14 protein-coding genes are annotated in these 15,919 nt (G+C 69.7%); 10 read left to right on the top strand and 4 right to left on the bottom strand.

Annotated elements, in window-relative coordinates; genetic code table 11:
- Positions 1 to 59: 59 nt before the first annotated feature.
- The 4 genes from LX88_RS30780 to LX88_RS30765 all read right to left on the bottom strand — a co-directional run bounded on the left by LX88_RS30780 (position 60) and on the right by LX88_RS30765 (position 4,947).
- A complete protein-coding gene (locus tag LX88_RS30780) occupies positions 60 to 680 on the bottom strand; it encodes a helix-turn-helix transcriptional regulator (protein ID WP_258951276.1) in 621 nt (206 codons plus the stop codon).
- 379 nt (positions 681 to 1,059) lie between these two features.
- Positions 1,060 to 1,620 (bottom strand): SWIM zinc finger family protein, encoded by a 561-nt coding sequence (locus LX88_RS30775; RefSeq protein ID WP_258951275.1) that lies wholly within the window; start codon positions 1,618 to 1,620, stop codon positions 1,060 to 1,062.
- Between the two features lies 1 nt (position 1,621).
- Positions 1,622 to 3,403: a DEAD/DEAH box helicase gene (locus tag LX88_RS30770; RefSeq protein WP_258951274.1), complete on the bottom strand. Its 1,782-nt coding sequence runs from the start codon at positions 3,401 to 3,403 to the stop codon at positions 1,622 to 1,624.
- Between the two features lie 23 nt (positions 3,404 to 3,426).
- Positions 3,427 to 4,947: an MFS transporter gene (locus LX88_RS30765; protein WP_258951486.1), complete on the bottom strand. Its 1,521-nt coding sequence runs from the start codon at positions 4,945 to 4,947 to the stop codon at positions 3,427 to 3,429.
- A gap of 587 nt (positions 4,948 to 5,534) precedes the next feature.
- Between LX88_RS30765 and LX88_RS30760 the strand changes: the two genes are divergently transcribed.
- Genes LX88_RS30760 through LX88_RS30715 form a run of 10 tightly spaced genes read left to right on the top strand, consistent with a single transcriptional unit; the run spans position 5,535 to position 15,919 of the window.
- The gene (locus tag LX88_RS30760; RefSeq protein WP_258951273.1) at positions 5,535 to 7,088 is read left to right on the top strand and encodes a class I adenylate-forming enzyme family protein; all 1,554 of its coding nucleotides are present in this window, start codon (positions 5,535 to 5,537) and stop codon (positions 7,086 to 7,088) included.
- Between the two features lie 41 nt (positions 7,089 to 7,129).
- On the top strand, positions 7,130 to 8,869 hold the full coding sequence (locus LX88_RS30755) for an AMP-binding protein (protein ID WP_258951272.1): 1,740 nt from the start codon (positions 7,130 to 7,132) through the stop codon (positions 8,867 to 8,869).
- Positions 8,866 to 9,849, top strand: a complete 984-nt coding sequence (locus LX88_RS30750) for a ribonucleotide-diphosphate reductase subunit beta (RefSeq protein WP_258951271.1) — start codon at positions 8,866 to 8,868, stop codon at positions 9,847 to 9,849. Before LX88_RS30755 ends, LX88_RS30750 begins: the two co-directional genes overlap by 4 nt.
- 17 nt (positions 9,850 to 9,866) lie before the next feature.
- Complete coding sequence (locus LX88_RS30745; protein WP_258951270.1) at positions 9,867 to 10,118, top strand: phosphopantetheine-binding protein; 252 nt, start codon at positions 9,867 to 9,869, stop codon at positions 10,116 to 10,118.
- Positions 10,115 to 11,176, top strand: a complete 1,062-nt coding sequence (locus tag LX88_RS30740; protein WP_258951269.1) for a transglutaminase-like domain-containing protein — start codon at positions 10,115 to 10,117, stop codon at positions 11,174 to 11,176. The genes LX88_RS30745 and LX88_RS30740 overlap by 4 nt, the downstream gene beginning before the upstream one ends.
- On the top strand, positions 11,173 to 12,063 hold the full coding sequence (locus tag LX88_RS30735) for a diiron oxygenase (protein WP_258951268.1): 891 nt from the start codon (positions 11,173 to 11,175) through the stop codon (positions 12,061 to 12,063). Before LX88_RS30740 ends, LX88_RS30735 begins: the two co-directional genes overlap by 4 nt.
- Positions 12,060 to 12,305: an acyl carrier protein gene (locus LX88_RS30730; RefSeq protein WP_258951267.1), complete on the top strand. Its 246-nt coding sequence runs from the start codon at positions 12,060 to 12,062 to the stop codon at positions 12,303 to 12,305. The genes LX88_RS30735 and LX88_RS30730 overlap by 4 nt, the downstream gene beginning before the upstream one ends.
- A complete protein-coding gene (locus LX88_RS30725) occupies positions 12,302 to 13,156 on the top strand; it encodes an aminoacyl--tRNA ligase-related protein (protein WP_258951266.1) in 855 nt (284 codons plus the stop codon). The genes LX88_RS30730 and LX88_RS30725 overlap by 4 nt, the downstream gene beginning before the upstream one ends.
- Positions 13,153 to 14,670, top strand: a complete 1,518-nt coding sequence (locus LX88_RS30720) for a GMC family oxidoreductase (protein ID WP_258951265.1) — start codon at positions 13,153 to 13,155, stop codon at positions 14,668 to 14,670. The genes LX88_RS30725 and LX88_RS30720 overlap by 4 nt, the downstream gene beginning before the upstream one ends.
- Positions 14,663 to 15,919, top strand: a complete 1,257-nt coding sequence (locus LX88_RS30715; RefSeq protein ID WP_258951264.1) for an aspartate aminotransferase family protein — start codon at positions 14,663 to 14,665, stop codon at positions 15,917 to 15,919. Before LX88_RS30720 ends, LX88_RS30715 begins: the two co-directional genes overlap by 8 nt.

The raw sequence follows: 15,919 nt of genomic DNA, 5'->3' as shown, positions 1-15,919 counted from the left end.
ACGAGTTCGCCGGGACCGCCGGCGAACTCGTCGGAGCTGGGGTCGGCTGGGGCGACACGTCACACGGCGAGAAGCCCTGCCTCGATGGCGCGGACCACCGCGAGAGTCCGGTTCGGACAGTTGAGCTTGGCCAGGATGATGCCGACCATGCGCTTGACCCCGTGCTCGGAGACGCTCAGTGACCGGGCGATCTGCCGGTTGCTGAGTCCCTCGGCGATCAGGCGCAGCACCTGCTGCTCGCGTGCCGTCAGCGCGATCGCCGACGCGCGCTTCGAGCCGATGTCGTCACCGGCTCTGTCGGCTGCCGTCACGGATCGGCGCGCCAGGGTCGGCGAAACGTGGAACCGTCCGGCCTCCACGTCGACGACCGCTTGGCGCAGGGTCTCGGGCCGGAGGTCCGCCCAATCCAGGAAGCCGTTGGCTTGATCGATCCAGGACCCGTGGACGACGTCGGCCGAATCCACCAGGATCAGCACGCGCACGTTGTGGCCGCGCAACCTTTCCGCGATCTCGCCGGGCACAGGACACAGAGCACTGGCGGACGAAATGATCAGCTGCCCGTTGGAGAACGCCGAGAGATCGTCGAAATCCGCGCCGAACTGCGCCGTCAAGCGGATGTCGAGCGACCGGAACATTCCCTCGATGCTATATCGATGAATGTCGTTCTGAATGATCAGCATGATCTGCAGATTGACGGTTCGCCTGTCCCGTATCTCAGGTAACAGGTAATATTCCTGCTGGCTGCAACGCGCACGACTTCCACTGCTCAAGCTCGGGTGTCGCGCCACACCACCGTTCACGCCACTCATGGCAACAATCCCCCATTTTGTTGTGTTATATCGCGAAGATTCGCCCCATATGGATCAGCATGGCACGCTTTGCGGACACTGTCCACAAGACCAACCTCAATGGACCACCGCGTTCGAGCTGGTCACATGACCAATTCGCCCACATCAGCCGGCAACAGTGACGGCGCTCACTGAAATCCCCGGTGTCGCGCACCGAAACTTTCCGTTTTGTCCAATGTGACTCCACCGTGAAGTCCCCCTTCGCGTAGGGCTACCTCGGAACGGCGAAGTAGTCGGCCGGGTTCAGGACGTTGAGCGCGATCCACCGCTGCGGCAATGCCGCGGTGGGCGCTCGGGTGACATCCGGTGAGACCTGGCAGAATTCCTGGACGTCGAGTGAGATTCGCGGGTCGTCGTCGACCCGCCGGGCCATTTCGTAAAAGACGGCCAACACGTGGACACATCGCCCGGTGTCGTCCGAGCAGGAGCAGTCGACGCTTTCCAGCACCGGTGCGGGTGAATGGCCCATCTCCGTGACCGCGCGGTGCACGTCCTCGGTGAGGAGAGCCCGGGCGCCGCACAACCTGCCGGCGATATCGGCGATCGTCTCCTGCGACATCGGCGCCACCGCGATGCAGGCCACCGACGTGCCACGGCCGCGCTCGACGACACCGCGCACGACGCGGCCGTCGATCGTGACCTGCACTCCTCCCAGGCGCGCCAGCTTGCGGGCGCGCGGCAGAGCCGGGTTGGGCAGGGTCTGGCGCAGGGGTTGGGCGAGCCGGACCCAGTCCCGGCCCCACGGCGTGTAGCCGAAATCGTCGTCCGGCACGTCACCCGGCCCGCTTCCGGCGCAGGGTCGCGATGAGGCGATCGTCGTCCAGCCGGGCCAGTTCGGCGACACCCGACATGTCAGCGATGTCGGACAGCGCGGATTTGCGCGAATGCATGGCCGCGATGTGCTCCTCGACGGTGGTGTTGGTGGTCAGGGTCGTGACGGTCACGGTGCGGGTCTGACCGATTCGGTGAACCCGATCGGAGGCCTGCGCCTCCACGGCCGGATTCCACCACCGGTCGAAGTGGATGACGTCGGCCGCGCGGGTGAGGGTGAGCCCGGTGCCGCCGGCTTTCAGGCTGAGCACCAGTACTTTCGGGCCGTCGTCGGACTGGAAGCCGCGGACGATGCCGGCCCGCTGGTCGGCGTTCAAACCGCCGTGGAAGAACGGGACGTTCAGGCGGAACTGCTCGGCGAAGTGCCGCAGGAGCAGCTCACCGGTCTTCCGGTACTGCGTGAAGATCAGCGTCGGCGAGTCGGTTTCGAGGTTGTTGGCCACGATGTCGGTGCACAGGTCGAGCTTTCCGGACCGCCCCGCCAAGTCGCCGGAGTCGTCGGAATCGCCGGCGACCAGTGCCGGGTGGTTGCAGACCTGCTTGAGCGCGGTCAGCGCCGCCAGCACTCTCGCCTGGCGTTGCGCGCCGCTGCCGAAGCCGTCGTCGATCGCCCGTTCCAGCAGCCGGTCGTACAGCCGCTGCTGCTCTTCGGTGAGGTCGCAGATCAGGTCGGCGTGGATCTTCGGTGGAAGTGACACCGCGACCTGGGACTTCTTGCGCATCAGCACGACCGGTTCGATCACCCCGCGCAGCCGGGTGGCGGCGGCGACGGAACCTTCCGCGATCGGCCGGATGTAACGACGGCGGAACTGCGCCTTGTGCCCGAAGAGCTGTGGTGCGACCAGGTTCAGCAACGCCCAGAGTTCCTCGAGACGATTCTCGACGGGCGTTCCGGTCAGCGCGATCTTCGCGTCGGCCTCGATGGTTCGCGCGGCCTTCGACACCTGCGTGTAGGGGTTCTTCAGCACCTGCGCCTCGTCGAAGACGGCGGTGACCCACTGGTGCTCCAGGAGGACGGGGCCGTGCATGCGCAGCGTCGGATAGCCGGTGAGCACCACGGTCCTGTCGCCCATCGCCTCCAGCGGCCCGCCACGCCAGATCTTCGTCCGCAGGTCCGGTGCGAACCGCGCGATCTCGTGCGCCCAGTTGCCGACCAGCGACGTGGGGCACACCACCACCTGCGGCCCCTCGCCGGCGCGTCCGACGAGATAGCCGATCGTCTGCAGCGTCTTGCCGAGCCCCATCTCGTCGGCGAGCACCGCACCGCCGTGCACGTCGACGGTCTCGCGCAGCCAGCTCACCCCCCGGACCTGGTAGGGCCGCAGCTCGGCGGTCAGCGTGGTGCGCAGTTCGGCCGCGACGGCGGTGGTGTGCAGGAAGACCGCCACGGCGTGTTCCGCTGACGTCACGGCGGCACCGGTGGCGTCGGGAACGGCGTGCCCGGCGATCGGCATGGCCGAGTCGCCGCCCGTGATCCGTGCCCGCCAGGCGTCCACGGACCGGCCGGGCGAGTCGAGCGAGGTGCCGGCGAGCCGGTCCGGCTCGACCAGTGCGCAGTCGACCTCGGACACCTCGAACCTGGCGAGGTCCTGCGTCGGAACGGCCAGGGCGATCGGCTGCACGTCCCCCACGGGCGGAGCAGCTCCCGCCGCACTGCCGGCCCAGGTCCACAGGGCGAACATGTGCCGGTCGAGGAGGTACGTGGCCTGGCTGTCGACCCTCACCGGGGCCACCGTTTCAGTCTTCATCACACTCGTGGCGCCTCGGCGACCCTGACCTCGGCGCCCTGGGTCTTGACCTCGACCGGCTCCTTCTTCTTCGCGGTGGCGGGCAGGGTGAAGAGCAGCACGACCGCTCCGAGGAGCGCGATGACCGTGATCCAGCCCGCCCCGACGTGCATGGCCTCGACGAACGCGTTGTCGGCGGCCCTGGCGAGAGCCGGCCGCTCGATGACGTCGGCGACGTGGCGCGCCTGTTCGGCGGACAGCCGCGCCTGGTCCTGCTCCGGACCGGGCACACCCGCCAGCGAGGGCTCGATCTCGCGCCGGTAGACGATCGACAGGATCGTGCCGCCGACCGCGATGCCGATCACGCTGCCGGTCTGCCGGATGGTGTTGGTGACGGCCGATCCGGCACCGGCCTGGTCCAGCGGCAGGTTGCCGATCAACGCGGCCGTGACGGGCCCGATCACCATGCCGATCGCGAGTCCCTGCACCAGCAACAGGACCTCGATCCAGAAGAGCGGGGTCTCCAGTCCGAGGAACGCGTACCCGCCCATCGTCAGCGCGGCCACGGTCAACGCCGGCACGGCGACGAGGCGCAGCGACAGACGCCGGACCAGGCGCGTGGCGAGCGGCGCCCCCACGAGCGCGCCGACCGCGGTCGGGATGTTGGCCAGACCCGCCTTCGTCGGCGAGTACCCGAGCGCGCCCTGCAGGTAGAAGGCGTTGTAGAAGGTGATGGCCGCCACCGCGAACAGCAGCAGGCCGAGCGCCACGTTGCCGCCACCGAACACGCGTTGTGCGAGCAGTCGCGGATCGAAGCTGGGCACCTCGGCCCGGAGCTCGACGAGCACGAAGAGGCCCAGCAGCACCAGTCCCAGGACGATCGGCGCCCAGACGTCGGCGCGACCCCACGCGGCCACCTGTCCGGCCCGGATCAGCCCGTAGGCCAGCGCCACGAGCCCGCTGATCGACAACACCATTCCGGCGGGGTCCAGCGGCCGCACGACGGGGCTGCGGAAGTTGGGCACCAGCAGCGCGAGCCCGGCCAGCGCCACCACCGTGACCGGAACGTTGATCAGGAAGACCGAACCCCACCAGAAGTGGTCCAGCAGGAACCCGGCCAGCACGGGACCGGCAGCCATGCCGACACCGGCCGACGTGGAGAAAACACCGATCGCGGCAGCCCGCGCGGCGCCGGTGAACGTCCACATGAGAATGGCCATCATGGCGGGCGTGATCAGCGCGCTGCCGACCCCCATGACCGCCCGAGCCGCGATCAGCTGCCCCGCGTCACCCGCATAGGCCGCCCACAACGACGACCCCGCGAAGACCACCAATCCGCCGCAGAAAACCGTCCGGTGCCCGAACCGGTCGCCCAACGCACCCGCGGTGAACATCAACGTGGCAAAGGTCAGCGTGTACGAACCGGTGGCCCACTGCAGCTCACCGGGATCGGCGCTCAGCCCGCGAACCGGGTCCGCAAGGGTCTCCAGCGCAGCGCTCAGGACCGTGTTGTCCAGCCAGATCAGCACCGAACACAGCATAAGAACGGCAAGAATCAACTGCTGCCTGAACTTCGGCAGCGTTGGAGGCGTGGTCATGACCACCTTCGGATATCGATCGGCGAGGGCCTGAACGACTCGTACACAATCAAATGCGCGCAACACTGTCAAGCCGAAAGTTCCTCGTCAATACCGTTGCGTGCGACCGAATCCCATGCCCTCGGGCAGATTTGCCTCCTGCGTAATTCTATGCCCTCGGAGAGATTCACCATTCAAATTATCTCGTGTCTTCCGGAGGGTTGCGACCGAGCAGATTTCATGCCCTCGAACAGCACGGGGCCACAGCCTGCGAATCCGCGTCGCGCCGCGCCGCACCGCGACCCGGTGCCGGCACGGGACGCGTCGGCCGGGAAGGCCGGCCGCCCTGATCGGCTACCCCGATCAGAGGCTGTTCGACGCGCCGTTGTAGCCGGTCGAACGTTCTACCGCGTCTTCACCCGCCAGGCGAGAATTCATCCGCCCGGTCGTATGCGCCACGCCGTTCAACGGCGAACGACCGGCCTCTCACGTGCAGCCGCCGACTTCGTCGGGCAGTGGTGCAGCCATCACCTGATCAGGAAGGTCGCTTCATGCCACCCGAGCATTGGTGGACCGCGAGTCGCAGTCACGTGTCGGAGATCCTTTCGGTGCTCGCCGGCGCACCGGACTCCCCTGCCGCGCATTGGCGGGGCGAAGTGTTCACCGGCGGGGATCTGCTCCGGTCCGTGACCGATGCGTTCCACGCGCTGCGCGAATGCGGCGTCGGCAAGGGGCACGTGGTCGCGATCCTCGTCGCGGCCAACAGTCCTGAAATGCTCACGGTGCGGTACGCGACGCATCTGCTCGGTGGTGCCGTCTGCTACCTGCGGACCAGCAACCCCGGGACCAGGTCGACGGTCCTCCCCCTGGACGACCAGGTCCGGGTCCTGCACGAGACCGGCGCCACGGCCGTCTACGCCGATGCCGGGAACTCCCGGCGCGCCGGGGAACTCGCCGACAGCGTGGGCGGACTCGAGGTGGTGCGGCCTCGTCCCGCGGACCGCGATGGCGCCGGGCGGGCCGACGTCGCGCCGTGGGATCCGGATGCGCTCGCCGCCGTCACCTTCACGAGCGGGAGCACCGGACGGCCCAAGGGCATCCGGATGGCGAACCGGGCTTGGGAGTGCGCGGTGCAGGCCTTCGTCACCGTCGGCCGCAACGTCGACTGCGCCACGATGCTGGTGTCCACGCCGTTGAGCCACTCGGTCGCCCCGATCGCGGACGCCACTCTCGCGCTGGGCGGCGCGGTCCACCTCCAGGAGAACTACAGCGCCGAGGAACTCGTGAAGATCGTGTCCGAAGGGGACGTCACGTGGACCTACATGGCGACCACGCACGTGTTCCAGCTCATCGACCACCTCCACGAACAGGGGATCAGCGACGTCGCGGCTTCGGGCCTCTCCTCGCTGAAGCGGATCTTCTACAGCGGGAGCCCGGCGGCGCCGGCCAGGATCGCGCAGGCCTTCGCCCTCTTCGGCCCGGTCCTGGCCCAGGGGTACGGCTCGATGGAGACCGGCCGGATCACGTACCTCATGCCCGACGAGCACGGCGATCCGGCGCTCGCGACCACCGTCGGCCGGCCCCACCCCCAGGTGGAGGCCGTCGTCTGCGACCCGGATTCGGGCGCGCCGCTGGAGGCGGGGCAGATCGGTGAACTCCGGGTGCGCTCGCCGCAGATGATGGACGGCTACACCGGCGACCCGGATCTGACGACCCGCGTGCTGCGCGACGGCTGGTACTTCACCGGGGACATCGGCTTCTTCGACGACGACGGCTACCTGCACCTGACGAGCCGGGTGGCAGAGGTGATCAAGGTCGACGGCGTCAAGGTCCACCCGATCGTCGTCGAGGGCGAGATCCTCTCGCATCCGGGCGTCCGGCACGCCGCGGTCTACGGGGTGCAGGACGCCGACGGCACCGAGCACGTTCATGCCGCCATCGAGTGCGATCCGGACGCGCCGATCGACGTCGGCCACATCCGCGCCCGCATCGCCCGGTCCCTGTCGGTGATCCACGTGCCCGAGCAGATCGACGTCCTGAGCGCTCTGCCGCTCAACGCCAACGGCAAGCCCGACAAAGTGCTACTGCGGTCGCAACACGCCTGACGTCGAACCGTCCCACCACGAGATGAGCGAGCGAACAGGAAATGCCCGATCAGATATCACTCAACGACTGGTTGACCTCACCTCGCGCGGGGCACGGCCTGCACATCTCAGCCGGTTCCGGTGAGTTCTCCTACCACCCGTACTCGGACATCGCGGCGGAAGCCCTGCACACCGCACAGCGCGTCCTGGCCGCCGGGGTGCGGCCGGGGTCGGTGGTCGTCCTGGCGGTCGCGGACCCGCTCCAGTTCGTGACCGCCTTCTTCGGTGTGCTGGCAGCCGGGTGCACGCCGTCACCGCTGGCGACGCCCGCCACGTTCGGCGGTGGCGAGAGGTCTCTGGAGCACGCCGCCACCATCATCCGCGTGTCCGGCTGCACGGCCGTCGTCTTCGACGACCTCCTGGCCCAGCACGCCCGCGACGCTGCGGAGCACGTCGGGCCAGCGCCGCTTCTCGTGCCGAGCCGGGACTCCGGGGCCGGCGCTGGAACCGCTGTCCCGTTGCCGCTCCCGGAACTGGCCCTGCTGCAGTACACGTCCGGCTCCAGCGGCGCGCCCAAGGGCGTGCGGGTGAGCGTCGGCAACCTGGTGTCGACCATCGCCGCGCAACGGGACTGGCTGGGGCTCACCCCGGACGACGTCTTCGCGCAGTGGGTACCGCTGTACCACGACATGGGTCTGATCACCACGGTGCACAACATGGTCACCCAGAACACCATGTACCTGATGACGCCGCAGGACTTCCTGCGCGACCCGATGTGCTGGCTGCGGCTGCTCGGGCAGGGACTCGCCACCGCCACCTCGGCGCCCAGCTTCGGCTTCGCCTACGCCGCACGGCGCGTGCGCGCGGAACACCTCGACGGGCTCGACTTCTCCCGGTGGCGGGTGGCCATCCTGGGCGCCGAGCGGATCGACCCGGCCGGCATGGGCCGGTTCGGCCGGCTGCTGGCCCCGTTCGGGTTCGACCCGTCCGCTCTCGTGGCCGCGTACGGGATGGCCGAGGCGACCTTGGCGGTGACCGGCGTGACCCCCGGGACCGGCACGTCGATCAGGGCGGTGGACTCCCCCGTCATCACCGAGGGCACTCCGGTCAAGTTCGGCGACGCGGGTGTGCTGGGTGTCGACCTGCCGGTGACGGGCACCTGGCTGACCGGGTGCGGCACCGCGGTACCCGGGATGTCGGTCGACATCATCGACGACCAGGGTGCCGAACTGGGCGAGGGATACCTCGGCCAGATCCGCATCCGCGGCAGCTCGGTCGCGCAGGGCTACCAGGGTGACGTCGCCCCCGGCCGGTTCACCGCCGACGGGTTCGAGACCGGCGACGCCGGTGTCCTCCTCGGTGGCGACCTCTTCGTCGTCGGCCGGATCGGCGACAGCCTGAAGGTCCGGGGTACGGCGGTGCACGCCGAGGACCTGGAGCTGGAGATCGCCGCCGAGCTCGGGGTCTCCCCGAACCGGGTCGTGGTCCTGCTCGGCACCGCCGACCTCGTGGACCTGGCCGTGGTGATCCTCGCCGGCGGCGACCGGGACGCCGACCCGCGCCCGATCGTCACGCTGTTGCGGGCACGGACGTCCGAGTCGGTCGCGCACGCGATCGTGCGAGGCGGGCCGAACGCGATCGAGCGGACGTCGAGCGGCAAACCACGCCGGCGGGTGCTGTGGCGTTCGATGCTCGAAGGCGAACTGCCCGGCGAAGTGGTCCACAGCACCTGGGACGACGTGTCCACCAGGCCGGCCCCCTGGGCTCCGGAAGCGCGATCCGAGCACGGAGGGGCGCGATGACCACCACGCACGACGAGCTGGAGTCCCTGCTGGCCGACCAGCCCGCGAACGGGACGGACCGCGGAGTCGACGCCCACGCGTTGTACCAGCGTTGGGAGAACCAGCACTGGGCGGTCGGCGAGCTCGACTACGAACAGGACCGCGCGGTGTGGGCCGGGCTGCGGCCGTTCCGCCGCCGGGAGCTGATGCACTCACTCGCCGAGCTCGAAGTCGGCGAGGCGTCGGTCACCGCGACGCTCAGCTCGTTGATCGAGCACGCGCGGTTCGAAAGCGATCAGCTGTACCTCGCGACCCAGATCGCCGACGAGGCGCGGCACGTCAAGTTCTTCCAGACGTACCTCGAGCGGGTCATCGGGATGGACGTGGCCGCCGAAACCCCGGAGCTGCGGGCCAGGACCGACTACGCGCACTACTTCGACCCGGAACTGCGGCGCGTGACCAGGCGCGTCCACGCGGAGTCCGGCAACCCGGTCGCGTGGCAGGCGGCCTCCACCTACTACCACCTGGTCACCGAGGGCGTTCTGGCCGCGACCGCACTGCGCACCACCCGGCAGCTGGCTCGCTCGCTCGGCCTGCCGGTGCTCGACATCGGGCTGACCAACGTGACCCGCGACGAGTCCAGGCACATCTCGTTCGGATTCCTGGCCGCGCGCAGGGCGGTGTCCGAGGGACGTGGCGACGCGCTGGCGGCGACCTACACCGAGGCGGTCGAACTCGCCGCGACGGTGCTGGTCGGACCGCAGACCGAGCAGCCGGCACCGGTCATCCGCGCCGGGTTGGAGCAGCGCGCGGCCCTCCTGCGGGCGATGTGGGCGGTCGCCCGTGACCGGGTGGAGCGGCAGCTGCGCAGCGTCGGGCTGCCCGATGCCGCGCCGGCCACCACGAACGCGTTCGACCGGGCCGTCGGCCGGGCGCTCGACGAGTACGCCGGCCGGTGGGGCCGGCCGCATCCGGTTCGGTCCGTGCAGCAGCTGACGTGAAACAAGGAGAACTTCTGGTGGACAGCAACGTTTCCGCTCAGGTGCGGAAGATCGTCAGTGAGATGTCGCCGCTCGACGGTCACACCGTCACCAGCGCCGATCGCCTGATGGAGGACCTCGGTCTCGACTCGATGACGCTGGTCGAGCTGTCGCTGGTGCTCGAGTCGGAGTTCGAGCTGGGTCAGATCGACGACAGCGCGCCCGCGCTGGTCACCGTCGGCGACGTCGAGGAGCTGATCGGCCGAGCCGTCTCGGACCGGAGCCGATGAGGACGGGTGGTGCCCTGCGGGCGCGGTCGACTCTCCCGGTGGACGGCTGGCTCGCGGCGCTGGACGGGCTGTTCACGATTCCGGCGGGCTACCGGCAGGAGGACGTCGACCGCACCGGGGCGCTCGACGTCCTGCGCTGCTCGGACGAAGTGCTCACCGAGCTGGTGAACGCGGGCCTGCCGCACGCCGGCGAGGGCGAGCTGTTCGACCGGCACGACCTGTTCAACCTCGCGCTGTACTCGAAGTCCGGGACGTCGGCCGCGGAGCTGGGGATCCGGTTCGCGCTGCGCTGGATGACGCACGATCCGCGCACCTGGTTCCAGCCCATGCGATGGACCTATTCGCTGACGATGACAGCGCCTCCGGACGGCAGCGGACCGGCCGCCTTCGCGGTGGCCAGGCCGATGCCGGAGCTGTTCGGCGGACGCGTCGAGCGGATCGGTGCGAGGGCGGCGGGCCAGGTCGCGGAAACGCCTCCTCCGACCGGCCCCGACGTCGTCGTGGTGACGGAGGGCGGCACCGCTCAGGTGGACGCGGTGCTGCGGACCGCCGGGGAGCCGCGAACGCTGCGATCGCGCCGGCTGCGCGAGATCGTCAGCGAGTACTCGCACGGGGACCACCGGTGGGCGCGGATGCCCGAGGAACTGCAGCGGCACCCGGAACTGGTGCTGCCCCACGGAGTGGCGCCGTGCATCTCGGTCAGCCTGGACCTGGCCGCGAAGGCGCGGGCGGCGGGCTACCCCGCGCGCACCCGGCGAGGCTGGATCCTCGGCGTCCTCGACCTGGCGCACTCCTGGCTGGAGGTCACCGACGACGACGGGCAGGTCAAAGTCGTCGACCCGATCTTCGCCGGCCTCGCCGACCACGCCGGAGGAGCGCATCCGGACTTCCGCACGGCGTGTTTCGGGTCGGCGCTCAACCGCCTGCTCCCGACCGCGCACGAAGCCGATGAAGGGCTTTACGAACACCGTCGCGGCGGCGTGACGACGGTGCCCAAGACCACGCTGACCATCCGTGCCGCCAAGGAGCTCAACGAGATGACGAAGGACTCTCCGTGACAGACCTGCTGTCTTCGTCCGACCGGCTGGTGACGATCCTCGACCGGCTGGTCGGCATGTCGAAGTCCGACTACTACAACCCGTACGAGGTGTTCGACTGGCCGGAGTCGCTGCCGGAGCACCAGTACTGGATGTCTCCGGAGCTGATGTCCACGTACGGGACCGAGGCTGCCGGCGAGCTGTCGGAGGCACAGCTCTGGGCGATCAGCAAGTGGGAGAGCATCAACTTCTACAGCCTGAACGTGCACGGCATCAGGGAACTGATCGTCGAGATCATCCAGCGGATCCACACCGACGAGTTCCGGGCTTCCTCCGAGTACTTCCACCACATGATCGGCGAAGAGAACGAGCACATGTGGTTCTTCGCCACCTTCTGCCTGAAGTACGGCGACAAGATCTACCCGAACACCGCGTTCCAGCTCGACATCGAGTCGGCGGGGCCGGCGGCGCACTTCCTGGTGTTCGCCCGGCTGCTGCTGTTCGAGGAGATCGTCGACCACTTCAACAGCCGCATGGGTACCGACGACCGCTTGCACGAGACGATCAAGCAGGTCAACCACATCCACCACCAGGACGAGTCGCGGCACGTGGCGTTCGGCCGCCAGATCGTCTCGGTCCTGCACGCGGACCTGCGCGCGCGGTTGTCCGTGGCGGAGCTCGCCGACCTGGAGACCTACCTCAAGCGCTACCTCAGGCGGTCCGTCGAGAGCCTGGTCAGCCCGGCCGTCTTCAGGGACGCCGGGATTCCCGATCCTTACGCGCTCAGGCGGCGGATCCTGGCCGACCCCGCGCACGGGGAGTACCAGGCCAAGATTCTCAAGCGGTCGATGAGGTTCCTGCTCAACGAGGGAATCCTGACCGACGACGTCCTGCCGGGACCGGCATGAGCGGCGGTGACGTCAAGGATCCCGTCACGGTCGTCATCGACTTCCTGCTGGCGAAGAGGCCGGACTTCGAGGAGATCCCCCGTGATCTGGACCTGATCGAGAACCGGGTTCTGGACTCGCTCGGGTTCGTCAACTTCCTGTACCTCCTGGAGGAGTTGACCGGACGGGAGATCCCGATGGTGGACGTGGCGCCCGAGGACTTCCGGACCATCGACGCCATCGAAGCGAGGTTTCTCCGATGACCCGGTCGACCTCGCCGGCCGACTTCAGCGCGCGGTCCGGGCTGCCCACCATCGGTCCCGAGACCCTGCGGCTGTGGACCGAACTGGAAGCCCGGTTCCTCCGCTGGGCGGCGGAGTTCGACGCGATGCCGGTGCGGTACCCACCGTTGCTGAGCACAGCGGACCTCGACTCCCTCGACTACTTCGAGAACTTCCCGCAGCTGGCCGTGCTGGGGAGCCGGATCCGCGGCGACGCCGCGGCGAAGTACGCCCGAGCGGGGCTTCCCGGCCCGGAGGTGGACGCGGCGGATCTGGAACCCGCCGGCTTCGCCCTGCCTTCCGCCGCCTGTTACAGCGTCTACCTGGACTTGCGCGGCACCCGGCTCGCCGAGTCCCGTCGCGTCACCACGGTCGCCACGTGTTTCCGGCACGAGACCCACTACGACGGACTGCGCCGGCTGCTCGGCTTCACGATGCGCGAGATCGTCTGCGTCGGTGCGCAGGCGGATGTGCTGGACCACCTGGCGCGGAGCAGGCAGGCCGTGACCGGCTTCCTCTCCGAGCTCGGCCTCCCGATCGAGGTGCGACCGGCGACGGACCCGTTCTTCGACCGCGACGGCGCGCGGAGCGTGATGCAGCGGCTGTTCCCGGTGAAGGAGGAGTTCGTCTTCGGCGACGACCTCGCCATCGGCTCGATCAACTTCCACCGCAACTTCTTCGGCGAACGGCTCGACATCCGCCAAGCCGGCGGCGACCACGCCTTCACCGGGTGCCTCGCCTTCGGCGTCGAGCGCTGGATCAGCGCGCTGACGACCCACTTCGGCGAGACGCCCGCCCAACTGGTGGCCCGGATCCAGGCCGCGAGCCGGTGATCGACTACATCGTCGTCGGTGCCGGCTCGGCAGGGTGTGTCCTCGCGAACCGGCTGACCGAGCGAGGTGACCGCTCGGTGCTGCTGGTCGAAGCGGGTCCGCCGGACGTCAAGCCCGAGATCCGCATTCCCGCGGCGTTCCCCCGGCTGTTCGGCACCGAGTACGACTGGGACTTCCGGACGGTGCCGCAGCCCCGGCTGAACGGGCGCGAGCTGCGCTGGCCGAGAGGCCGGACGCTCGGGGGCAGCGCGGCGATCAACGCCCAGGTCTGGACCCGCGGGCACCCGGCGGACTTCGCCGAGTGGGAGCGGGCCGGCGGTCCGGAGTGGAGCCGGGAACTGGTTCGCGGGCAGCTAGTCCGCGCCGAACGCGCGGGTGACGGATCCGGTCCGCTGTGGGTGGGCCCGTTGCGCGACCCGGACCCACGAGCCCTTCAATTCCTGCGCGCCTGCGACGAAGCCGGTCTGTCCACACTGGACGGAATCGGGTTGTCCGAGGCCGAGGGCGGTGGTCTCACCGCGGTGAGCCAGCGCGAGGGGCAGCGGTTCAGCGTCGCGGACGGGTACCTGCGTCCGGCACTCGATCGCGACAACCTGACCGTCCGGACCGGCACCCGCGTGCGACGCGTTCTCTTCGACGGGACTCGTGCGGCCGGGATCGAGTACGAGGACGGGCGTGAGGAGCGCTGCCGGCGGGAGGTGGTCCTGTCGGCCGGGGCGATCGGCAGCCCGCACCTGCTGATGGCCTCGGGGATCGGGCCCTCCGACGAGCTGGCGCGATTCGGTGTCCCGGTGCTGGCCGCGGCGCCCGAGGTCGGTGCGCACCTGGCCGACCACCTGCAGGTGCCCGTCATCGGTGTGCCACCTGGAGCGGGCGAGCCGGACTGGGACCCGCGCCGCTACGTCCGGTCCCGCCGGGGGCCGTTGAGCTCGAACCTGGCGGAGGCCGCCGCGTTCGTCCGCCTCGATCCCGCCGCTCCCGGTCCGGACGTCGAGCTGCTCTGGATGCCCGTGCAGTTCCGCGACCACGGTCGGTCCGGTACCGGTACCGGCAGCACCGTGTGCGTGGTGCTGCTGCGCCCGAGGAGCCGGGGGCGACTCGGTCTTGCGGCGGCCGACGTCACCACCGCGCCGGTCATCGATCCCCGGTACCTGGAGGATCCGGCGGACGTGAAGACCCTGGTCTCCGGAATCCGGTTCGCCCTGCGCGTGCTGTCCGGAGTTCCGTCCGGCGCGGAGACCTTTTCGCTCGCCGCGGACGCGAGCACCGGCGAGATCCGCGACCACCTCGCCCAGCACGCCGAAACCCTGTACCACCCGGCGGGAACGTGCCGGCTGGGCCAGGACCCGGCCTCCGTGGTCGATCACCGGCTGAGGGTCCGCGGCGTCAGTGGCCTGAGGGTGGCCGACGCATCGGTCATGCCGGTTCTGCCCGCCGCGCATCCCAACGCCGCGACGGTCGCGATCGCCGAGAACGCGGCGCGGCTGATCTTGGAGGAGGCACCGGATGCCTGATCCGAACACCGTTGCCGAAGTCGTCGCCCGGTACCGGCGGCACGTCGGGCAGGCTGCCGCGGACATCGCGGAGAAGACCCGCCAGCCCGTCGAGTCCAGCGCCCTCGGTGCCTGGGTCACCGACTCCGCCGGCAGGCGTTACCTCGATTGCGGCGGATACGGCGTGTTCCTGCTGGGACACAGCCATCCCGATGTCGTCGGCGCGTTGCAGCGGCAACTGGCGACGCGGGCGCTGGCGACGCGCAGCATGCTCAGCGCGGAGCTGGCGCTGGCCGCCGAACGGCTGGCGAGCGTCGCGCCTCCCGGCCTGGACCACGTCTACTTCGGCAGCACCGGCGCCGAGGCGGTCGAGACAGCGCTCAAGCTCGGCCGGGCCACCGGTCACCGGCGGGTGGTCTCAGCCAGGGGCGGGTTCCACGGCAAGACGCTGGGAGCGTTGAGCATCACCGACCGGCTGATCTACCAGCGGCCGTTCCAGCCGTTGCTGCCCGACGTGTCGACCGTGCCGTTCGGCGACGCCGACGCCCTGGCAGCCGACCTGGCCGCCGATCCCCGGCGAGCCTGCGTCGTGCTGGAACCGGTGCAGGGCGAAGGGGGCGTGCGCATTCCGCCGCCGGGGTACCTGCGCGCCGTCCGGGACGCCTGCGATCGCCATGACGCCCTGCTGGTGCTCGACGAGGTGCAAACCGGCATCGGCCGGCTCGGCGCCTGGTGGGGTTGCTCGATCGAGGACGTCGTGCCGGACGTCCTGCTGGCGGGCAAGAGCCTCGGCGGCGGCTGCATGCCGGTCAGCGCGGTCGTGGCGAACGAACGCGCGTTCGCCCCGCTCAACCGGAACGCGCGGATCCACTCGTCCACGTTCGGGGGCTCGCCCCTGGCCGCGGTCGCCGTCACCACGACCCTCGACGTCATCGAACGGGACGGCCTGGTGACGCGATCCGAACTGCTCGGCGCCCGGCTGCTGGCGGAGTTCACGAAGATCGCCGCCACCGCACCGCACTCGATCCGGGAGGTGCGGGGCCGCGGGCTGCTGCTCGGCATCGACTGCGTCCGGGTCGGCACCGCGAGCGCGGTGCTCGGTGGACTGCTGGACGCCGGCGTGATCGCCACCGCGACGCTCGGCAGCGACGTCGTGGTCCGGATCTCCCCGCCCGCGATCCTGTCCGGCTCCGAGTTCGAGTTCCTGTGCGAGGGGTTCCGCAGCGCGGTGCGGGGGCTCGCCCGATCCGGCCCGCCTTCGGAGAACTAG

Source organism: Lentzea californiensis (assembly GCF_024648825.1).
In the GTDB taxonomy this organism is placed as follows: Bacteria; Actinomycetota; Actinomycetes; order Mycobacteriales; family Pseudonocardiaceae; genus Lentzea; species Lentzea californiensis.
The sequence above is the reverse complement of the archived record's forward strand: the minus strand, read 5'-3'. Positions and strand labels throughout refer to the sequence as shown.